This window comes from Streptomyces sp. Edi2, assembly GCF_040253635.1.
GTDB lineage: Bacteria > Actinomycetota > Actinomycetes > Streptomycetales > Streptomycetaceae > Streptomyces.
In genome coordinates, this window is record NZ_JBEJGX010000003.1 from 6,188,963 (window position 1) to 6,210,459 (window position 21,497).

General features: G+C 68.3%; 11 protein-coding genes and 1 tRNA gene. 6 read left to right on the forward strand and 6 right to left on the reverse strand.

Annotated features, from left to right (window positions below; genetic code table 11):
• Positions 1–13 precede the first annotated feature (13 nt).
• The 3 genes from pglY to ABR737_RS30740 all read right to left on the reverse strand — a co-directional run bounded on the left by pglY (position 14) and on the right by ABR737_RS30740 (position 5,301).
• Entirely contained in the window at positions 14–3,967 is a 3,954-nt protein-coding gene (gene pglY, locus ABR737_RS30730) for a BREX-2 system ATPase PglY (protein WP_350253960.1), read from the reverse strand.
• A 249-nt stretch (positions 3,968–4,216) separates the two neighbouring features.
• Positions 4,217–4,390, reverse strand: coding sequence for a DUF397 domain-containing protein (locus ABR737_RS30735; RefSeq protein ID WP_350253962.1), 174 nt, complete (start codon positions 4,388–4,390; stop codon positions 4,217–4,219).
• 26 nt (positions 4,391–4,416) lie between these two features.
• Entirely contained in the window at positions 4,417–5,301 is an 885-nt protein-coding gene (locus ABR737_RS30740) for a helix-turn-helix domain-containing protein (protein ID WP_350253963.1), read from the reverse strand.
• A 202-nt stretch (positions 5,302–5,503) separates the two neighbouring features.
• Between ABR737_RS30740 and ABR737_RS30745 the strand changes: the two genes are divergently transcribed.
• Entirely contained in the window at positions 5,504–6,160 is a 657-nt protein-coding gene (locus ABR737_RS30745; protein WP_350253964.1) for an ATP-binding protein, read from the forward strand.
• A gap of 3 nt (positions 6,161–6,163) precedes the next feature.
• Here the strand turns inward: ABR737_RS30745 and pglX are convergent, their stop codons facing one another.
• The 3 genes from pglX to ABR737_RS30760 all read right to left on the reverse strand — a co-directional run bounded on the left by pglX (position 6,164) and on the right by ABR737_RS30760 (position 15,295).
• Positions 6,164–9,739, reverse strand: coding sequence for a BREX-2 system adenine-specific DNA-methyltransferase PglX (pglX, locus tag ABR737_RS30750; protein ID WP_350256986.1), 3,576 nt, complete (start codon positions 9,737–9,739; stop codon positions 6,164–6,166).
• A gap of 267 nt (positions 9,740–10,006) precedes the next feature.
• On the reverse strand, positions 10,007–14,680 hold the full coding sequence (pglW, locus tag ABR737_RS30755; RefSeq protein WP_350253966.1) for a BREX system serine/threonine kinase PglW: 4,674 nt from the start codon (positions 14,678–14,680) through the stop codon (positions 10,007–10,009).
• Positions 14,681–15,223: 543 nt separating this feature from the next.
• Positions 15,224–15,295: transfer RNA gene (locus ABR737_RS30760), tRNA-Arg, on the reverse strand.
• Between the two features lie 236 nt (positions 15,296–15,531).
• Here ABR737_RS30760 and ABR737_RS30765 point away from each other — a divergent pair.
• From ABR737_RS30765 to thrC, 5 genes are all read left to right on the forward strand, one after another.
• Positions 15,532–16,101 (forward strand): response regulator, encoded by a 570-nt coding sequence (locus tag ABR737_RS30765; RefSeq protein WP_350253968.1) that lies wholly within the window; start codon positions 15,532–15,534, stop codon positions 16,099–16,101.
• Positions 16,102–16,278: 177 nt separating this feature from the next.
• On the forward strand, positions 16,279–17,436 hold the full coding sequence (gene nrtL, locus ABR737_RS30770) for an ArgS-related anticodon-binding protein NrtL (protein ID WP_350253969.1): 1,158 nt from the start codon (positions 16,279–16,281) through the stop codon (positions 17,434–17,436).
• Positions 17,437–17,462: 26 nt separating this feature from the next.
• Positions 17,463–18,854, forward strand: coding sequence for a diaminopimelate decarboxylase (gene lysA / locus ABR737_RS30775; RefSeq protein ID WP_350253971.1), 1,392 nt, complete (start codon positions 17,463–17,465; stop codon positions 18,852–18,854).
• 137 nt (positions 18,855–18,991) lie between these two features.
• The gene (locus tag ABR737_RS30780) at positions 18,992–20,284 is read left to right on the forward strand and encodes a homoserine dehydrogenase (protein ID WP_350253972.1); all 1,293 of its coding nucleotides are present in this window, start codon (positions 18,992–18,994) and stop codon (positions 20,282–20,284) included.
• Positions 20,285–20,292: 8 nt separating this feature from the next.
• The gene (thrC, locus tag ABR737_RS30785) at positions 20,293–21,378 is read left to right on the forward strand and encodes a threonine synthase (RefSeq protein ID WP_350253974.1); all 1,086 of its coding nucleotides are present in this window, start codon (positions 20,293–20,295) and stop codon (positions 21,376–21,378) included.
• Positions 21,379–21,497: the final 119 nt, after the last annotated feature.

Consider the following 21,497-nt stretch of genomic DNA (forward strand, 5'->3'; position numbering starts at 1 on the left):
TGCCTCATTTCGTTCATTCCACGACCCGCCAGCTGATCTCGATCGTCGCATCGGGCTCGGTGGCGGCCAGTTCGTCCAGCTCCGCCCGGAGCTGGACGATTGCCTGGGACGCCTTCGCCCGGCCCCCGCCCGAGCGGCGCGCGGCACGGGGGCCGGGAAGCGGGTGCTTGGTCGACACGGGAGGCTGAGCGGTCTTGTTGTCCAGGCTCACCTCATTGGGGCTGGTGCGCGGGGCCGCCGGAGACACAGGGGTGGCGGGCGTGACCGCGGGCGGCTGCGGTCGGACGGCAGCCTGGCTGCGCTCGATGACCGCGACGATGGACTTTCGCGCGTCCCGCAGAGCGTCCTCGAGCCGCATGGTGCGCTGATCGGCACGCGCGGCGCCGCGCAGCGCCTCCAGCACCGCCTCGCCCTGCGGCCCGTAGTTGGGGGCAAGCCTCAGCATGTCCCAGGCCGCGACGACCATCGCGTCGGCTACGGCCTTCGCCTGCTTGATCGAGGCCCCGTACCGGCTGGCGGACGCCTCACCCAGGTCGAAGCCGGCAAAGGCAGTGATGATCTGTTTCGCTGCCGCCGAACCTCCGGTCGGGCCCTGGGAGAGGACGTACAGCTCGCCCAGCAGGTCACGCGAGCGACGGGCGAGGGTGAGCCTGCCCGACGCGGGTTCATCGGCCCCGTTCAGGCCGAGCAGCGTCGCGTGCTTCTCCAGCTCCTCGACGAGCGTGTCCACTTGCGGCTTGTATTCGCGGGCCCTGCTGGTGATCTGCCGGGCGAAGTGGCTGACCAACCGTCCTCGGCGCAGCTTCGGGGGCTGCTCCCCGAAGATGTCCCAGAACCGGCTCCCGGCCTCTTCCCAGACCGATTCCTCCGGCAGCGGCTGGGAGCGCAGCGCGTCCTGAGGCTTGATGGCCGAGAGCTCGGGGGAGGGGTCGAGCACGCTGCCGGCGCGTACCCACACCCGGTCGTCCATCTCGGCGTAGGCGGCGATTACCAGGTTGGCGAGGAAGGGGGCGAGCCCCATCGGCTCGGGCTGGTCGATCCACTCCGTGAGCTGGACCACGCTCAGGTCGCTCGGCCCCGCGTCGTTACGGGCCTGCAGGTTGAAGTGGTCCACCCAGCGGTTGGAGGGCCGGAAGTACGCCTCCTTCTGCTGGCCGAGCCCGAGTGGCGTCGCGATACGCCGCATCACTGGCCGGTCCTTCGAGGGGATCTCGACCTGCCGGTCGGCGGATTCCGCCGCCGCCCGGATGTGTCCGAACACGGTGCGCGCGTCACTGGGCTTGACCGCGGTGTTGGTGCCGTCAGGGTCCAGGTCCGGATGCGCGGGGAACTGATGCGCCAGCAGCTGCTTCACGATGTGCCGAGCCCCGTCGGACAGCGTCTGCCCGATGGAGACCCGCAGCTCGGGGACGTCACGCAGCGGTTGGAAATGGTCGTCGAAGGACACATCCACGTCGACAGCCTTCTTGTCGGCACACGCGTACGCCTCCTTGAAGGCCGCCTTCACCTTCTTCCGGAGGGCGTCGCGCTGCCCCTCGAGGAGCACCTTGGCGCGTGCCCGGTTGTCGGCGTTGAGGTGCTGGGCGTAGGAGGTGTCGAAGCGCCGCTGGTCGGCCAGCGCATAGTCGATGACGACCAGCTTCTGGAAGTCCTTGTAGCGCGCGGCCGACAGGTAGGCGGGGATCCATCCCACGGTGCGGGGCCCGGCGCCGGACGGCGGGCGCAGGCCGCGCATGCGGTTGACGGCCTCGACGGACCCGTGCTCGCCCTCGTGGTAAGGCAGGTCGACCACCAGCCGCCACAGGCCGTCCTGGCTCGGGGAGAACTCGTGGTCGGGCATGTTCTCGGTATCGGTGACATTGCCGATGACGACCTCGGCCGTCCGGTTCGACCCGCGCCAGACCAGAGTCAGCTCGTCCGCGCCCATGCGGTCGTGGACCTCGAGGCCCAGTTCTTCGGCAAGGATCCGCGTGGCCAGGGCCCGGCGGTTGGACTGGTTGTTGTTGACGTTGGCGTTGGCGATCACGGAGTCGACGTCCACCCCGGCCAGTTCGAGCCGTACGCCGGGATTGGTCTTGGTACCGGTCGGCTTGATCTCGGCGAAGCGGGTGGCCCACTCGTCGACCTTCGTCTGGATCGCTCCGACCTCGGCACCGGGGATGGGGGAGAGGACCGAACCGTGGTTCAGCGCCCCGAGCCGCCGGATCGTGAGATCGCGGAGCGCGGGCACGCCGGGGGCGAGCGCCGACAGCAGCAGGGTGCACATCAGCCGGTTGTCGCCCACGAAGCCCCGGCAGCGGCCAAGAAGCTGCTGATCGGTGATGCTCTCCCGGCGGTGCTGATACCGCTCGACGTCCTCCTCGGTGATCTCGTACGTGCCCAGGAGGTACGGCCGCAGCTTGGTCCGGTACAGCTTGTCCGCGACCTTGAACTCCACCTTCAGGCTGTCCACGAACGGCCTGTCGCCGCCGTCCGCGATGACCGGGTACAGATCGCCGAGCGGAATCAGGTTCGCCAGCGTCGCATCGTCCCGGTGATCGGCGAGGAGCTGGCCCATGAGCTTCAGCCCGGTGCGGGAGCGCTGCAGGGCGGAGGAGATATGGACGAGGGTGTCCATGAAAGCGGGGGAGAAGGGGTACGTCAGCCGGAACGACTCCTCGTCGGCCCCGGTCGTCGCCTCGTCCGAGCCGAGCAGCACGTCCCAGATCTGCGGCCCGACCCGCTTGATCTTTGTGAAGGCGCCGTCCAGCTTGGCGGCGGCCTCCGCGTTCTTAGGCTTCAGGAGGCGTGCGTGCGCGATCTGGGGAAGGTTGCGGTCCTCCAGCGTGATCTTGTCGAAGCGGCCGGAGGCCAGGTTGAGGCTGTCCTGGATCGCGGTCTCAGCCGCGCCGGAAGTCTCTTCGCCGACGAGTTCGCGCAGGTCTCTCTGGCGGGCGATGAAGGAGACGATCGGGATGGCCCGGCGTGAGTCGGCGCCCTCCACGAAGTTGGTGATCTTGTCCGTCTCACGGGAGACGAACTTCTGGTCATGGATCCGGTTGGCGAGCCAAAGGATCAGCTCGTCCATGAAGAGGATCAGCCCGTCGTAGCCGAGCGACTTCGCATGCTCGGCGATCACGGCGAGGCCGGCATCGAGAGAGATGAAGCCGTGCTCGTCCTCGGCAGCGTTCCTGGCGAAGCCCGGGAACCAGGTGACGCTCGCGTCATGGACGAGCTTCGCGCGTAGCTCGGCCGGGGTACTGGGGTTGATGAGGTTGAGATTCACCTCGCCGCCGTCCAGCTCCTCGGCGGCCAGCGCGGTGTCGAGGAGCTCCGGCGTCCAGGCGAACGGCTCGCCCCACTCGTCGTCGTTATCCTCGTCGGCGCCGGCGGCGCCGGGGGTGGGAGCGTCGGCGAGCCCGTCGATGAAGGTCTGGTCGCCCACGCGCCGACGGTGGGAGCGGATGTCCTCGAAGAGGGAATCGGTCCGGTAGACCTGGGGAGTGGGAGCGTCCTTGTGCTGGGGCAGGCCCTTGACGTGGCTGACGTAGCCGCCGAGGACCCGCTGCTCCAGGGACTTCGCGCCGAGCATGTGGTACGGGACGAGGAGGAAGCGCTTGCCCTCGCTGCCCAGCCACTCGTGCTTGGCGAGGACCGGATCGAAGTCCCCGCGGCTGCGGACTGCCGGTTCCCCCCGGAGGAGGGCGTGCAGGACCGCCATGAAGTGCGACTTACCGGAACCGAAAGAGCCGTGGAGATAGGCGGCCTTCGAGGTGTGCCCGTCGAGGGACGCCTTGATCAGGCCGAGCGCCTCGTCGAAGTTCTCGAGGAGCCGCTCGGTGACGACGTAGTCCCGCAGCGCATGGGCTGCCCCCTCGTCTGTGACGGCCTCCGCGAGCTTCAGCACGAAGTCGGAGGTGGAGATCGACGTCTTGATGTCGATGACGTCGCGGAGCAGTGGGGCCGTGCCGGGGGCGTTCGGGGCCATCTGTGTCTCGCTTCTCCTGGTTCCTGCGTCCTGGTCGTGCGTGCGGGCCTGGACAGCAGGGCGATCCCCCGGCCGGGGCAGCAATCACGGATTGTTCCCGCGTGCTCCCGGAGTGTTGTCATCAGCCGTCGCGCTGACGGCTGCGGCCCGTCCTCGATCGTAACGGTTGCATACGAGGTGGGAGCGGTGCGTGCGGTGGGCGGTACACGCTCCGCCGCGCTCGCGCAGTCGCTGTGCCGGGGCGCCGCCTCAGTTCAGGTGTGCGAGGAAGGCTCTCCAGGCGGTGTGGCTGAAGCGTATGACGGGACCGGTGGGGCGCTTGCTGTCGCGGACGTGGACGAGGTGGGGGAGATTGTCGGCGATCTCGACACACTCGTTATTGCCACCGCTGTACGTGCTGCTGTGCCAGCTTGCACCCGACAAGTTCGGCGTTATGTGGTGTCCACTTTTCATGCTCTGTGCTCCTTGGCCCTGCGACGGATGATGCCGCGGGACTCCACTGGTGAGAGCGCAGATGTGCGGGCGGCCCCGAAGAGATCTTGGTAACGGGCGACCTCGGTCTCCTGCTCCAGCCACATGGAGCCGGTCGGGTTGTCGGCCAGCACCACGTCGAGTGCTCCCAGCTCGGGGAATCCCAGCACTACGTACGGCCCGAACATACTCGCATGGGCTCCCCGCGAGAACGGCAGCACCTGGATGGTCACGTTGGGGTTTTCGCAGACGTCCAGCAGGTGCTGTAGCTGCGTCTTCATCACCTCTGGCCCGCCAACCTGTTGGAGGAGCACGGCCTCCGACAGAACTGCCCAGATACGCAGAGGGGAGTCGCCGGTGAGGCGTTCCTGCCGGGCGAGACGCACCTGGACGAATGCCTCGATCTCGTCTGCGGTCTGCCATTGCTGCGAGGCCACGGTCACGGCTCGGATGTACTCAGGGGTCTGAAGCAGGCCGGGGACAAGTTGAGCCTGGAACGTGCGGATGGAGCTGGCCATCGCTTCCAAGGCGATGTAGTCGCGATACGTATCGGCAAGAACCGAACCGTACTGATTCCACCAGCCCTCCCTGCGCCGGCGATTGGCCTTGCGCGCCAGCGCAGCCAGCCGCTCTCTCACCTCAGCGTCGGCTACGCCGTACGCCTGCAGCATCGCCGTCAGGTCCGGGAGCCGCAGTGCCACGCGTCCGTTTTCAATCCGGCTGACCTTGCCTTTGGTGCAGTCGAGGGCCTCGGCGGCTTGCGTGGTGGTGAGACCTGACGCGTCTCGCAACCGCTTCAGCTCATCGCCAAGTTGGCGGCCGAGGACGGTTGATGGGTTCGGGCTGGTGCTCTTCGCAGGCATGCGTATAGCTCTAGCAAGACGGCGGCCCCGGCGGGCTGAGATTAACTCGGAAGAGCGAAAATCGGCATGATTCCAATTGGCAACGTTGCAGATTCGCGCGGTGTCTGGTCATTCTGCTGGCCATGGACATCGGTGTCCTGCGGCTCGAAGCGCAATCTCGGCCATGGGATCCCGGACGCACTTCGACCCTCTGGGGGCCGCCATGGCTGCACCGAACGAAGTCACCTTCCGACTATCCCGTCGCCGCAGCAGCGTTCGAAGGGCGCGAGCGTTGCTGTATGCCGTACTCGGTACCTGGGGAGCAGGCCAAGACGTGTGGGAGACAGGAGAGTTAGTTCTATCCGAGCTGGTGACCAACGCGCTGCAGGTGCGTGTGCCGCGTGACCGGCTGGTGGGTGTGCGGATCGAGTGGCTGGTGGAAGACGACCTGCTGAGGCTGGAAGTCAGCGATGCAGGTGAAGGGAAACCGGAGGTGCGGGCGCCTGGAGAGGATGAGACGGGCGGGCGCGGGCTGCTGCTCGTGGAAGCGCTGGCCCATCGCTGGGGCTTTGAGCAACGCGCGTGCGGGATCGGCAAGACCGTCTGGGCTGAGCTAAAGGCTCCGCATCTCTTTACGGAACGCGACGGGATCGCGATCGCTGCGGCAGCGGTCCGCGCAGGTCAGTGCGTACGAGTACGGGGCGCGTGGCGCAAGGTACAGAGGGTGGGCGCTGAGCGGTCAGCGCTGGGCGGCGGGTGCACCATCGTGCTCGAATTGGACGAGGGACCGGCACTGCTGATGGATGCCACCGCACCGTTGACCGTGCGAGACACTGGCGTGTCCTCCCCGGGCAGAGGCAGGGAGGACACGCCGGGCTAGAGATCAGCCCTTGGCCGAGCGCCGGCCACGAGCGGCCGGGGTGGGCCGCCAGGCCCGCAGATCGTCGTCGGTCAGACCGTGTTCACCCTGCTGGGTGGCGCGGTAGCCCGCGAAGAAGGCCGCGGGGGAGCTGCCGTAAAGCGGGTCGAAGTCGTCATGCCACTGGTCGAGCCAGGGCTGAAGTTCGAGCAGACCCGCGAGCAGCGGCGTCATCTCCTCGGAGGACAGCCCGTCATGGTTCGTGAAGTACGTGGCGAGCGCCTGCGCCTGCTCCCGGTGGTCCCAGCCCGCCCAGCCGAACAGGTTTGGTGTACCGGAGATCGCGCCAGTCGCGTACGAGATGAACCGCTCCTTGGGCACGTCCAGCTTGCCTCGGGCACGCCAGTAGGACGGCTTGAGGAAGTCGGCCGAGGTGTACTTGGGCGGCACGGGGATGGTGCCCCGGATCTTGCGTTTGGCGGGCTCGTCTGGAACGGCATCCTCTTTGCGCTGGAGGTCCCAGACGTGCTCCCAGTCGACGCGTTTCTTCAGACCGCTGAGTTTGTAGCGAAGCGCAGGGAGGAACGGTACGTGCTCCTCGGCGAGAAGGCCGGCGACGACTGTCGCGAGCTCTGCGCGGGGGGCATACAGCTCCGCGACGGACACGAAGTTCTCATCGGACGAGAGAGCGGAAGCGAGCTCGTCGCGGGTGAGGATGGTCGGCTGCCCGTCCGGGAGCCACAGCTCGCGCTTCTCCATGTGATCCAGCAGCCAAGACTTGAGCGCATGCTCTTGGAGGACGTCCCACGCCTCGGTTGCCCAGCGGCGTTTGTACTCGGGGCGCTCCACCATGCCGATGGCGCGTGACGTCTCTATGGCATCGATGCGCTTTTGGACGACGGCTTTGTAGGCATCGGACCAGTGATCAGGGATCTCAGTGATGGGCTTGGAGTTATGTCGCTTGAACCACTCGTCGGATGCCTCACCCTTCTTGACGCCCCGGGCGAGCACAATCTCGAAGGCGCGTTCACCAAGGGCGAGTTCGGGGACCTCGGATTCGGCGGCGCGGAGGTCTATGGCGTGCAGGTCGTAGAGGGCATAGACGTGCCAGTCCAACTCTTCCTGGAGCGCGATCATGCGGGCGCGGGTGGACTCCCACTTGGTGCGGGCCGCACGGAGTGAAAGTGCGGTGGGGGTGGCGGCATTCGGAGCGGCAAGCGCGGCGGGGCTAGTGGCAATGAGCTCCTGTGCCAGTGCATCCAGGGCGCCCACTAGGCTGCAGGGCTGAGCGAGAGGAACAGGAAACTTCTGAATTTTGGTACCAGTGAACTCGTAGAAACGTTCCCAGTCTTGCGACTTGAAGCCCTCGTTTACCCCCTGGCTACCCTTGTCATGGCTCATCATCTTGAGCCAGAAGCAGGCGGTGGAACTATTGAGCAGTCCAAGAATCCTAAGGTGATCCTCTTCGCTTGCTGTCTCAGGCAGCTTTATCATCGGCGCGGACTGTTTAAATACCTTACCTCCGCGGTCAAGCGTGAAGTGGTTGTGCGTGGCGACGAATCCAAAGACGATCGATCGTGATGTTCGCAGCTTCTCGCGGTAAAGTTCTCCGTACTCATACCACTGGATCGCCGGAATGGTGTCGATGAACTTCCCAAAGCGCTTGCGTCGTTGCAGGACACGTCGATTCGGCCACATTGCCCGGATCGTTTCTGGGATTGCCGCGGACTTTATGGTCGCAAGATTGCCATCGTATGGCCAGATGCTGGTGATCTCGGGTGCAATGGAGTAGTTGCGAACGACGTCTCCCGTGACCATTGGGATCGTCGTTTCGATGCCCTGGCGTCGGGCGGATGACGCATTGGGGAAGAAAAATGCGTCATCCTCGGCGGTGATCCCGCCGAACCCGACATCCAGCGCCAACATTTGGCGGAGACGAGCAACTGTGCTCTCTTCGATTCGCTCTACGAGCTCAAGGCCACCGTCCGTTAGGATCCAGGGTTGTTTGCCAAAATACCGTTCACGTGCGAGGTCGTCAACCGATACCCAAGAGCTCGATGAACCCGGTTGGTCGATCTGGCTGACGATGGCCTTCCAGACCAGTCCATCAGCTGCCCTTTTGGGAGCCGAGGGTTCGCCTTGAATGCTCCGGACGGTGCGAATCTTTTCTGTTCGAGTTTCCCCTGAGCGGCGCCGCCCAACAAGAATCACTGTCGGTGTACCGTGTCCAGGGATGTAAGCCCCTGAGGTGTCAATGACCTCAGTCAGCTCGATCTTGTGGGCGAAATATTCCTCAATCAGCTTGTTCCCGAACTCCCTCTTCATGAAGGAGTTCGCGGTGATTTGACCGACCATGCCATATCCGCGCCCGTTGCTGTCCCCAATCTTCGATAGCTGGAAGAAGAGCTCGGCGAAGGGGACGGAAAGTGCGTACTTACCCGCACAAGACGCGTACAGCTCCCGATAGAGCGCGTTCAGATTCTTATCCTTGACTGTGATGTAGGGGGGATTACCCACCACTACGCCATAGCGCCCTCGTTCGAGAATGCGCGGGTATTCGTGCACATCCTCCGTTGCGTATGCGAAGTCGACCAGCCGCTTCCCGGACTCTTCTCCGATGAGTTCAAGTTCTAGCTGGCGGTCCTGGATGAGCGAGTCACCCACCGCCAAGTGGATCGGCCAGTCGTATTTGTTGGCCGCCGTCAGAGTCCGAACATTCCCCGCCGCCATCCCAGCCATCAGCAACCGGAACCGCGCAATAGCCACCGCGAACGGGTTGATATCCACCCCGTGCACCGCATTCAGTGCATCCCGCACCCGCTCATGCACATCCCGCCCCGGCTCCCGCTCCGCGAACAGCCGGACCATCCGCCGGAAAGCGCCCAGCACGAAGTGTCCCGACCCGCACGTCGGGTCGATCATCTTCAGCTCGCCGAACTTTCCGCCCAGCTCCCGCACCACCGGGTCCATCGTCCGGTCGAGGATGAACTCCTCCACGAACTCCGGGGTCTGGAGCAGCGCGTACGTCTTCCGGGCCGACTCCGACAGCCACTGGTACAGGTCACCCAGGAACCGGGTGTCCCACCCCTTCGTGGGGTCGTCCTCGTCCAGCGGGTCGGTGAAGTCGTGGACCAGCTTGTCGCTGTCGTCGCCCTGGCCCCGCTCGCGCCAGAACTCCACCAGCGCCCGAGCCGCATCGTGCGACAGCGGAATCTGGTACAGCGGGTTGCGCCGCTTGTCGAACAGCAGCTTTCCGGCCTGGCCCGCGCCCAGTTCCTCGAACGCCCGCTCCAGCCAGCCCCGGTAGGTCGGGTCCGGGTCCTCCTCCACGTACTGCGCGTACCGAGCCTCCGCCAGGTCCCGTCGTTCCGCGTCGGGCCCCGCCAGATACGGCTCCGCAATCAGCCGGTTGTCCTCACAGAACCGGACGAACACCGTGCCCAGCACCCACGCCACCGCGACCTGCGTGACCCGCTCGTCCAGCCACGCGTTCCACGTCGCCGCCGTACGTCCCAGCCTGCGCGCCTCGTCGTACTCGGCCCGCAGCCGGCCCGCGTGCGACTCCGCCGCGCGGACCTGCTCGACGCGGTCCGCCGACAGGTCGCCTTCAGCCAGACGAGCGTCCAGCCAGGCAACCCACCTCGGGGTTGCCGGATTCGCCTTGCTCGCCTTCTCGTACTCCTGCCGCAGCGGTTTGAGGACCGACTCCCCGTCCTTGACCTGTTTGGCGAGGTCCGCCTCGATCGTCTTGACCTGCTTGATCAGGTCGGCCCGCAGCGCTGCAGCGTCAATCACGTCGTCGTGTCTCCCGTACGTCCCGTAAGTCCCGTTGTCCCCATGGCCTCGGCAGCGTCCACGCTCACGCCGCTACTCGTCCCCTGGCAAGCCCGCTGCCGATGCCTCGGCCCGGTGGGCATTCGCCACCCAGGACTCCGGCAATTCGATCCATTCTCCCAGCCCGGACTGGTAGGGCACAGCCGTTGTCCCCAACCTCGGGGGTCGCGCCGGGTCGCTCTGCGGACACAGCAGCCACAGCCCGCGCCCCCCGTCCCGTGCGGCCTCGGCCAGCCGTTCCAGCACCGCCATCGCGTCGTAGCGCGCGAACGCACCCGCGTCCGTCAGCAGCACCGGCTGCGCAGGGGACCCCGAGCCGGGCGGCGCCCCTGATACCAGCTCTCGCAGCCGGGGCTCCACCGCGCCCCAACTCGTCCGTGCGTACTCGCCGAACCTCATAGCCGCCTTCGACCCCGGCTCCGCCGCGTCCGCGCGCAGGATCGTCTCCCAGGTCGGCTTCGGTCGCGGGTCCACCTGCTCATGGAGGGCCTGCAGGAACAGGTCGGTGACCGACACCGCCTCCGCCCCGAAGCGGTCCGTCGTGAGCTCGCGCACCGCGTGGCCGGCGAGTCCCGTCCGTACCGTCAGCACGCGGAAGCCGTCCCGCCGGGCCGAGGACTGCAGCCGCTCCTCGGCCACCACCGCGCCCGCGAGCTGCGGGTCGTCGGAGTATCGGTGGGCGGTGAGGGTGCCGGTGGCCTGGCGGGCGGCGTCCGACGACAAGTACGTGGAGCCGCCATCCGCCTGGCAAGGGATGTAGCGCAGTGTGCCGGTGCCCTCGCGGGTCTTCAGTTCCAGATCGAACCCGGCGTCCCGCAAGGCCTTCGTCAACGGCCCCCCGGTCGGCAACGCGTGCCCGCGCAGCTCGTTCAGCAGCTCGGGGAAGCGTGCCCGTACCCGCTCATGGACGTCCTGGCTCGTCAATCCCGGCTGCCGGGCGTCCGGCACGCCGGGGATGAGAGGTACGAGACCTGCCTGGGTGAGGCGCAGGGCCCGCACGAGAGGCAGATTCCGCGGGTAGATCTCCAGCCGGGGCGTCGCGGCGGCCCGGCGCGAGGCCGCGGCGGCGACCTCCACCAGGCGCCGCTCATCCCAGTCCACGGCCTCGCTCGGAGGTGTGATGGCGCCCAGCTCCGCCAGAACCGTCGCCGCGGTCGGCAGCGTGTCGAGCTTCGCCAGCCGGTCGGCGACTTTGCCCAGCCGCTGGGCGTAGTGGAGCAGACCGGGCCCGGACGGCGTCTCGGGCGCGTCGTCGGAGCCGACCTCCAGGGCCAGCAGTCCCGCGCCCATGCTCTCGTCCGCGGCGTCACGGTTCGGCGCGTGCTGGAACTCCGCCTCGTCCGGAACGAGTTGCTCGACCTCCACCACGGCTCGTACGGCGGCCAGCGCCAGCGCCCGGCGCTGCTCGCGCTCGGGCAACTGGGTGCCACGCCGCACTGCGAGGGCGTCCGCGACCTCCGCGGCCGAGGCGACCCGGCCGAGCCCCCGCAACAGCTCCAGGATCTCGGCGCGCAGTACCCGCACCGCCGGGTTCCGCTTCCACCGGGTGCGCTGGGTCTTCAGCATCTGCGGGATACGGCCGGCCGACAGCCCGAGCGCGCCCGCGACGTCCTTCTGCTTGGGCCACACCCCGATCCCGGGCAGCGTGCCCTGCTCGTCGGGGAGGCGCAGCAGCAGTCGCACCATCTCGCACTCGTTGCGGTTCGCCCCGTCCTTCTTGAGCTCCGGTACGAAGATCGTGGCGAGCGTGTCGAGGCTGACGCTGCGCAGCGCGCGTTCGGGCAGTCCTGTGGTGCTGCCGCCCTCCGCCATCGCGGTCGCGAGCGCGGCCTCGGCAGCCGACAGCTCTTCCTTCGCCGCCTTCCGGCCCTCGGGAGTGAGCGGGGTCGTCGGCTGCTCGGAAAGCCGCTGCCGCCATTCCTTGATGCGGCGGAGGACTTCCTTGCGGGTCTTGGCACCCAGGCCGGGCGCGTTGACGAGCTGATGCCGGCTGTAGTCGAGCAGACCTCCGACATCGTTGACGCGCAGTCCGTAGACGAAGGACTCGGCGGCCGGGCTGAGGCCCGAGGCCGAGATGGAGGTCTCACGGCGGGCCTGGGCAGCCAGCCGGTCGCGCTGCTGCTCGGCGCTCTCCTCCTCGGCGGCGGGGATGGGGGCGTCCTGGGCCGGTGCCGCCTCCGCTCCGGGAGCGCTCACGCGGCCCGGCGCGGAGGAGGGCTGACGCGAGCGGCGGGACGACGGCTTCGCCTCGTCCATGGCCAGGAAGATCTTCTTCCAGGCGTCCCGCATCGGCTTGAGGTCGGGAAAACGCTGAGCAGCGTCGCGGTGCAGCGCCGTCCGGAAGAACTCGATCAGGCCGTTCTGCACGGCCGGGTCGAACGCGTCCGCCGCGATCTTCGGGTACGGCTCCTTCTCGGGGTCGGTCTGGCGCGGTGACACCTTGCCGCCGCCCCAGACCGGAAGCTCGCGGGAGGCCATCTCGTGGAGGGTGACGGCCAGGGCGTACCGCTCTGCGTGCCCGTCGTACACCGAGCGATCGGTGAGCGTGCCGATGAACGGGTCCAGGTAGCCGTCGGTCCCGGCCCCGGTCTCCTGCACGGGGTAGCCGGCCAGCGAGAAGTCGATCAGCACCAGCTCACGGGTGCGGTTCGGGCGGATACGGATCGCGATGTTGTCCGGCTTGATGTCGCGGTGCCACACGCCCTCACCCTCAAGGAAGTCCACCGCCCCGAACAGGTAGTCGCCGTAGGCCTCGAGCTGGTCCACCGACAGTCGGCCGTGTTCCCGCAGCTGGCGGGCGACCGTCTCCTCGCGCCGCCTGCTCCTCCGCTCCCCAGGTGCGGCAGGCTCGCCCTCGGCCTCGCGCTCGTCACCGACATACTCCATGACGAGGACGGTGCGGCCGCCGATGCGCTGCGGCTCCGGCTCGACGAGACGGATGATCCGTGAATCGGGGCGCAGCCGCCCCATCACCTCGGCCTCGTGGGCCAGCGTCTCGCCGCGGCTGTCCGACATGGCGACCTTCAGCACCGCCAGGGACTTCGAGAAGCGCACCTCCGGGCCGGTTGTCAGGTCCCGTACGAGGAAAGCGCGGCTGGTCGACCCCGTGCCGAGGCGGCGCCTGACCTCCCAGCGACCGGCCAGCACATCGCCCGCGACCGCTTCCCGAGGGTCCTTCTCGGTCCCGGCCGGGCGTATGGGGTCAGCGGGTGCGGGCTCGGTCAGAACCGCCTCGACGACTTCCAGCATGTCCAGGAAGTCGTCCACCGAGTCCAGCCGGTCGTCGACGTGATAGGCGGTGGCCGCCTGAACCAGCTCGTCGATGTACTCCGACAGGCCGTCCACCACCGCGCTGGGCCGCAGCCCCTCGCCCGCCTCGTAACGGGCCAGCAGCTCGGCCTGGCTGGCGGCCGGAGCCTTGCCGGTGGCCAGCAGGTAAGTGAGGACGCCCAGGCCGTAGATGTCCAGCGCAACCGGGTCGGCCTTCAGCGCGGTCAGCTCCGGGGCGAGATACGGATCCGCGCCCTCCGCGAGATGGGCCCCGGCGCGCGAGAACGTCGTCGGAGCGAAACGTTCGCCGCCACTCGGCGCGCCGTATTCGGAGCCGCGCTGGACCGCTACCTGCCAATCAGAGATCTGCAGATGCGGGCTGAGCCAGCCTGAATCCTCGCCGTCCGTGCTCGCCGCCCGGCCCCGGGCGCGGGGCATCACATGGATGGCGCGGGCTGCCAGGGTGCGGTGGTAGATCCGGCGGCCGTGCGCCGAGCGCACGGTCTCGGCGAGCTGCCGGACCAGCGCCATCCGGCTAAGGATGTCCAGCTTCTCTCCGTACTGCGCCAGATATTCATCCAGGCGCAGCGTCCGCGGATCGAAGTCGAAGATCAGCGCGGGTCCTGCCGAGTGCCCTGACGGGTCGTACTGCTTCAGCTGCACGACACCGGGGTGCTTGAAGCTCCTGAGCACCTCGCCCTCGCGCCGCGCCGCGCGCTCCACCGATGCCCGCAGTTCGGCGTCCGATCCGCGCTCCCGCAGGTAGACGCGGATGCGGGCGGCCTCCGGCAGCTCGCTGTGCCGGGCCAGATAGTCCGCCCACGTCGGTCCCGATTCGAACGACTTGCGGTGCAGCAGATAGGGGCCGACCTTGTGCTCGGCGTCACTGCAGGCGATGCCCACCCGCTCGAGGGCGGACTTGATCCGGCGCGACCGCGACCTGTCGATCCGGCGGTGCTCGTCGCGTGGGGGCTCCGACAGCATCAGGGCGAGCTGATGGACGGTGTAGAGGCCGTGCTGATCATGGGAAGGCAACCGGTTCCGCAACGAGGTATCGGTGAAGCAGACGACCTCCGACACCCACACCCGCTCGCCCTCCTGGGCCAGAAGCTGTGCCAGCTCCTTTGCCTTCTTGTTCGCCAGGTGGAGCGGATTACCGTGCGCGATCTGCCGGCCGCTGGGCTGAGTCTGGAGCCACGTGCCGTTGCGGGACTCGACCGAGCCGTGCCAGTCCTTCAGCTCGATCAAGTACACACCGCCGGGAGCGACCACGAGCAGATCGACTTCCCGCACGTGGCCGCTGTGCGCGGTAAAGGTGAAGTTCGACCAGGCACGCCAGGGGTCGCTGTCGGGGAGCTTCTCGCGGATGTCCTCCAGCCCCCGGCGCTCGTGCTGGAACTCGGATTCGGTGACCGTGACCCACCGGCCGTCCCGCATGAGCCATCCCCGCTTCGTGTCCACGTCGATCTGTGCTGATTGGGGCTGTTCGGCAGCAATACCCGGTCCAGATCGTAACGGGTCGCGCGGTGTGCGGAGCTGATAAGGCGAAACCGCCTCGGAGTTGGCTGCCTCCGTCTCCCGGCCGCGCGCAGATACATAGGAAGAGGTGGCACAACTGCGTTTGCCGGGCAGGTTGAGGGTGATGGCGAACAGCTGCCCCGGTGGATGATGCCCGGGTTCAAGCTCCATGATTCGCCAGGCCTGGTCGAAGGGGCCGTAAGTGCCGGGTACGGAATGGAGCCGCCTGGGGCCTGCCACCACCTCAGGCTGATTCAGTGCGGCGTCGTCTGCTTCGTCGCCCGTCAGGCCAAGCCGCAGGAGAACGCTTCGGCAGAGGGGCAATTCCTGCTTGAACACCACGCTGCGTGTCTTTAGGTTGCGGCGAACAAAAAGGCTCGGACTCAGCGATGACTGAGTCCGAGCCTTGATACACGACACTTTCGCAAGTCGGCGACACAATCGTGCCAACTCGAGCGGAAGTGCCCCCGGCAGGATTCGAACCTGCGCACACGGCTCCGGAGGCCGTTGCTCTATCCCCTGAGCTACGGGGGCGTTGCCGCCTGTGTTCCTGTGGCGACGGGTAGAACCCTACCAGCTCTGATGGGGTGTTCATGAACAGGTTTCGCGGGTCGTGGGGGAGGGGGCCGGGAGGGGTGGCGGCACCTTGTGCCGGAGCTTTTAGCGCATCGCGGGGAGGTGGCGGTGGCGGTCGGGTAAAGGTCCCTCGCACGGGGGCGGAAGTGGGGAAAACCGGGACGCAGTCTCAGGCGGCGTCCTAGTCTCATGGTGTGCCTGGCTTGTCCGGTCGGATCCTCGTTGTCGACGACAACAAGGTGATCCGGCAGTTGATCAGGGTCAATCTCGAGCTGGAGGGCTTCGAGGTCGTGACCGCGGCTGATGGTGCCGAATGTCTGGACGTGGTGCACCACGTGAGACCTGATGTCGTGACCCTTGATGTGGTGATGCCGCGGCTCAACGGGCTGCACACCGCGGCGCGGTTGCGTTCCGATCCGCGGACGTGGGACATCCCGATCGCCATCGTCAGCGCATGTACCCAGAGCGAAGTGGACAACGGCGAGTCGGTGGGGGTGGACGCGTTTCTCGCGAAGCCGTTCGAGCCGGCGGAGCTGGTGCGGACCGTGGGGATGCTGGTGCGTGAGAGGCGCCAGCGGGAACGTGGGCCCGAGGGTGGGGCCGCGGACGGCGACGGGGACGGGGACGGGGAGAGCGACGGGGGTGGACGTGCGGTGGAGCGTGGAGCTTCGCCCGACGGGATCGCGGCGTCCGGCGGAGTCGCGGCGTCCGGTGGAGTGCCGGCCTCCGGTGGTGTCGGCATGGTGGATGCGGGTGGGGAGTAGCGCGATTCGCGTGCGGTGAGCCGGGGTGGTGCCGCGTGCTGTGAGTCCGGGGCCGCGCCGGGACGTGCCGGGGTCGTGCTCGGGTGTGTGCCGGAACCGTCCTGGATCGTCGCGTGGAGTGTCCACAGGGCGAAACCGGGTCGCAGACCTACCCCTGGTCTCCCATACGCTTGTCCTGTGACCCCCGCTGAGCTCTCCCGCACCGTCCTGCGCTCCGTGCGTGGTGCGGTGGAGGAGCAGGAGCTCTCCGTGCCGGTGCCGGCGCGGATCGTGGTCGAGCCGCCGCCGCGGCCCGGGTGTGGGGACTACGCCTCCAATGTCGCGTTGCAGCTCGCGGGGCCGGCGGGAAGGCCGGCCCGCGAGGTCGCAGAGATTCTGCGGAAGCGGCTGGCCGGGAGCGCCGGGATCGCCCGGGTCGAGATCGCCGGACCCGGCTTTTTGAACTTCACCCTCGGGGACGGGGCGCTGACCGCGCTCGTACGGGAGGTGCTGGCGCAGGGGGACGGCTACGGCGGGACGTGGGCGGGGCGGAGCCCTGATGCCTTCGCTGATGTCGCCGGTGATGCCTTCGAGGGAGCCTCCGATAGAGCCTCTGATGGAGTCTTCCGTCCGGTGGCCGGTTCCGCGGCGGGTGGCGCCCGTGAGGCCGTGGTCGGCGAGGTGCTGGCGCGGATCGGCGCGGCGGCCGGGACCGGTGGCCGACGGGGCGGTGGCCGCCGGGCCGGTGGCCATCCCGCGCTCGCGCCCGTTCCGTACGACCTCGCCACCCTCACCGCCCGGCTCGGCTCCGACGAGGCGCGCTGGGTGCTGTTGCGGCCGGCCGCGCACGATCCGGTGCGGGTGCCCGAGCGGCCGGTGCAGCGGGAGAGCAATCCGCGCTTCCGGGTGCAGTATGCGTACGCGAGGGCGCGGGCGCTGGTGCGGAACGCGGGTGACCTGGGGTTTGTGAGCGAGCCGGGGGATGTGGGGCGTCCGGCGGCGGCCGACGGGCCCGCGCCCACGGCCCGGCGCGCGCCGGAGCAGGCGCCACAGCAATCCGCACCCGCCGACGCCGAGTCCTTCCCCGGCCTCCAGGCTCTGCAGACCCTGCTGGCCACCTACCCCTCCGCCATCGACGACGCTGCGCGACTGCGGGCACCGGACCGTGTGGCGCGCCATCTGGAGGCGACCGCGGACGCGTTCTTCCGGTGGCATGACGACTTTCCGCCGCTGCCCGTCGGGGAGCAGAAACCCTTGGCCGTGCACCGTGCCCGGCTGGCCCTTGCCGAGGCCAGCGGGACGGTGCTCGCCAACGGCCTGCGTCTGCTCGGCATCTCCGCTCCCGCCCACCTCTGAACGACTTCGAGGGGATCTCCACCGCCATGAGCCGCTCCGCGCACCCTGCAGGGCCCCGGCACGCTGACGTACTGCCCGAGGGGCACTACGCCGGGCCGCCCGCCGATCTCAACACCCTCGACCCGCGGGTCTGGTCCCGTACGGTCTCCCGCAACGCTGACGGTGTGGTCACCGTCGGCGGGCTGGACGTCGCCGCGCTCGCCGCGGAATTCGGCACTCCGGCGTACTTCCTGGACGAGGACGACTTCCGGGCCCGCTGCCGGGCGTGGAAGGACGCCTTCGGGCCGGGGGCGGATGTCTTCTACGCCGGGAAGGCCTTCCTGTCACGGGCCATCGTCCGCTGGCTGAACGAGGAAGGGCTGAATCTCGACGTCTGCTCCGGCGGCGAACTGGCCACGGCACTGGCGGCGGGAATGCCGGCCGAGCGGATCGCCCTGCACGGGAACAACAAGAGCACCGAGGAAATCACCCGGGCCGTGGAGGCGGGGGTCGGGCGGATCGTGCTCGACTCGTTCCAGGAAATCGTGCGGGTCGCGCATATCGCGCAGCGGCTCGGCAAGCGGCAGCGGGTGCAGATCCGGGTCACGGTCGGTGTCGAGGCGCATACGCATGAGTTCATCGCGACCGCGCACGAGGACCAGAAGTTCGGTATTGCGCTGGCGGACGGGCAGGCCGCGGAGGCCGTTCGTCGTACGCTGAAGCTGGACGGGCTGGAACTCATCGGAATTCACAGCCATATCGGGTCACAGATTTTCGATATGGCGGGATTCGAGGTGTCCGCGCGCCGCGTGGTGCAGCTGCTGACCGAAGTGCGTGACGAGCACGGTATCGAGCTGCCCGAGATCGATCTGGGCGGCGGGCTCGGCATCGCGTACACCTCGGACGACGATCCGCGGGAGCCGCACGAGATCGCGTCGGCTCTGGGCGACATCGTGAGCAAGGAGTGCGCGGCGGCGGGGCTGGGCGTGCCGCGGCTGTCGGTCGAGCCGGGCCGGGCGATCGTGGGCCCCACCGCCTTCACGTTGTACGAGGTCGGCACGGTCAAGGAGCTGGACGGCCTGCGGACGTATGTGTCCGTGGACGGCGGGATGTCGGACAACATCCGCACGGCGCTCTACGACGCGGAGTACAGCGTGGCCCTGGTGTCGCGCACCTCCGATGCCGCGCCGATGCTCTCGCGCGTGGTGGGCAAGCACTGTGAGAGCGGCGACATCGTCGTACGCGATGCCTTCCTGCCGGCCGATGTGGCGCCGGGGGATCTGCTCGCGGTGCCGGCCACCGGTGCGTACTGCCGTTCCATGGCGAGTAACTACAACCACTCGCTGCGGCCGCCCGTTGTCGCGGTAAAGAATGGTCAGGCCAGGGTGATCGTCCGGCGGGAGACGGAGGAAGATCTCCTGCGGTTGGATGTCGGGTAGGACCGGATCGCCGGGTCCCGGACCCGGATGAAATAAATGTCTCGGCATCTGGACGTAGGGCGGAAACCTCCGTCCGGTGCGTGAGACTTGTGCAAGAGCAAGCTGGAATTCGCTGATCGATGAGAAGCAGAGGTCAAATGATGCGTACGCGTCCGCTGAAGGTGGCGCTCCTGGGCTGTGGTGTTGTCGGCTCAGAGGTGACGCGCATCATGACGACGCACGCCGATGACCTCGCCGCCCGTATCGGTGCGCCCGTGGAGCTCGTCGGGATCGCCGTCCGCCGCCCCGACAAGGTGCGCGAGGGCGTCCCGGCCGAGCTGGTCACCACCGACGCGACCGCGCTCGTCAAACGGGGCGACATCGACGTCGTGATCGAGGTCATCGGCGGTATCGAGCCGGCCCGTACGCTGATCACCACCGCCTTCGAGCACGGCGCGAGCGTGGTCTCCGCCAACAAGGCGCTGGTCGCGGCGGACGGTGCGGCGCTGCATGCGGCGGCCGAGGCCAATGGCGCGGACCTCTACTACGAGGCGGCCGTCGCCGGCGCGATCCCGCTGGTACGGCCGCTGCGCGAGTCCCTGGCCGGCGACAAGGTGAACCGGGTGCTCGGCATCGTCAACGGCACCACCAACTTCATCCTCGACAAGATGGACTCGACCGGCGCCGGCTACAGCGAGGCGCTGGACGAGGCGACCGCGCTCGGCTACGCCGAGGCCGATCCGACCGCCGACGTCGAGGGCTTCGACGCCGCCGCCAAGGCCGCGATCCTGGCCGGTATCGCCTTCCACACCCGCGTGACCATCGACGATGTGCACCGCGAGGGCCTGACGGAGGTCACCGCGGCCGATATCGCCTCCGCCAAGCGGATGGGGTGCACGGTCAAGCTGCTGGCCATCTGCGAGCGGGCCGCGGACGGGGCGTCGGTGACCGCGCGGGTGCACCCCGCGATGATTCCGCTGACGCATCCGCTCGCCTCCGTCCGTGAGGCGTACAACGCGGTCTTCGTCGAGGCCGAGGCGGCCGGCCAGCTGATGTTCTACGGGCCGGGCGCGGGCGGCGCGCCGACCGCCTCCGCGGTCCTCGGCGACCTCGTCGCGGTCTGCCGCAACAAGCTCGCCGGTGCCACCGGACCGGGTGAGTCCGCCTACACCCGGCTGCCCGTCAGCCCCATGGGCGCGGTCGTCACGCGGTACCACATCAGCCTCGATGTGGCCGACAAGCCCGGTGTTCTCGCCCAGGTCGCCACGATCTTCGCGGAACACGGCGTATCGATCGATACGGTCCGTCAGTCGGGCAAGGACGGCGAGGCATCCCTCGTCATCGTCACCCACCGAGCGGCGGACGCGGCCCTGTCGTCGACCGTCGGGGCTCTGCGCGAGCTCGACACCGTCCGTGGTGTCGCCAGCATCATGCGGGTCGAAGGGGAGTAAAGGAACCCATGTCTGCCAATTCCACTGTGACCACGGCAAGCAGCCAGTGGCGCGGCATCATCGAGGAGTACCGCGACCGGCTTCCGGTCAGCGACACAACCGAGGCCGTCACCCTCCGCGAGGGCGGCACGCCTCTCGTACCGGCGCAGGTGCTCTCCGAGCGCACCGGCTGCGAGGTGCACCTCAAGGTCGAGGGCGCCAACCCCACCGGCTCCTTCAAGGACCGTGGCATGACGATGGCCATCACCCGCGCCAAGGAGGAGGGTGCCAAGGCGGTCATCTGTGCCTCCACCGGCAACACCTCCGCCTCGGCGGCCGCCTACGCGGTCCGGGCCGGCATGGTCTGCGCGGTGCTCGTCCCGCAGGGCAAGATCGCGCTCGGCAAGATGGGCCAGGCGCTGGTCCACGGCGCGAAGATTCTCCAGGTCGAGGGAAATTTCGACGACTGTCTGACGCTCGCCCGGCGGCTGTCCGACAACTACCCGGTCGCACTTGTGAACTCCGTGAACCCGGCGCGTATCGAGGGCCAGAAGACCGCGGCCTTCGAAATCGTCGACATGCTCCGCGACGCACCCGACATCCATGTGCTGCCCGTCGGCAACGCCGGCAACATCACGGCGTACTGGCGGGGCTACCGGGAGTACGCGGCCGACGGCATCGCCTCGCACACCCCGCGGATGTGGGGTTTCCAGGCCGCCGGCAGCGCGCCGATCGTGCGCGGTGAGGTCGTCAAGGACCCGCAGACCATCGCCACCGCGATCCGCATCGGCAACCCCGCCTCGTGGTCCTTCGCGGAGCAGGCGCGGGACGAGTCCGGCGGCTTCATCGACTCCGTGACCGACCGTCAAATCCTGTCTGCCTACCGCCTGTTGGCCGCGCAGGAGGGGGTCTTCGTGGAGCCCGCCTCGGCCGCGTCCGTCGCCGGTCTGCTCAAGGCCGCCGAGGAGGGCAAGGTCGACCCCGGCCAGCGCATCGTCTGCACGGTGACCGGCAACGGCCTCAAGGACCCGGACTGGGCAGTGGCCGGAGCGCCGCAGCCGGTCACGGTTCCGATCGACGCGGACGCCGCGGCGGAGCGCCTCGGCCTCGTCTAAGGCGGCCCGGCGCCCCCGCGCGGGGGCGCCGCCGTACGGCAGGACCTGCGCGTACGGCACCGGGCGAGGGGGCGGCGGACGCCCCTTTGCCCCTTGCAGCAAAGTGTGCAAAGGCTGCA

Bases quoted from the DNA above. Each gene is read 5' to 3' on its own strand.
- pglY (WP_350253960.1), bottom strand. From the start codon at position 3,967: ATGGCCCCGAACGCCCCCGGCACGGCCCCACTGCTCCGCGACGTCATC.
- ABR737_RS30740 (WP_350253963.1), bottom strand. From the start codon at position 5,301: ATGCCTGCGAAGAGCACCAGCCCGAACCCATCAACCGTCCTCGGCCGC.
- ABR737_RS30745 (WP_350253964.1), top strand. From the start codon at position 5,504: ATGGCTGCACCGAACGAAGTCACCTTCCGACTATCCCGTCGCCGCAGC.
- pglW (WP_350253966.1), bottom strand. From the start codon at position 14,680: ATGCGGGACGGCCGGTGGGTCACGGTCACCGAATCCGAGTTCCAGCAC.
- lysA (WP_350253971.1), top strand. From the start codon at position 17,463: ATGAGCCGCTCCGCGCACCCTGCAGGGCCCCGGCACGCTGACGTACTG.
- ABR737_RS30780 (WP_350253972.1), top strand. From the start codon at position 18,992: ATGATGCGTACGCGTCCGCTGAAGGTGGCGCTCCTGGGCTGTGGTGTT.
- thrC (WP_350253974.1), top strand. From the start codon at position 20,293: ATGTCTGCCAATTCCACTGTGACCACGGCAAGCAGCCAGTGGCGCGGC.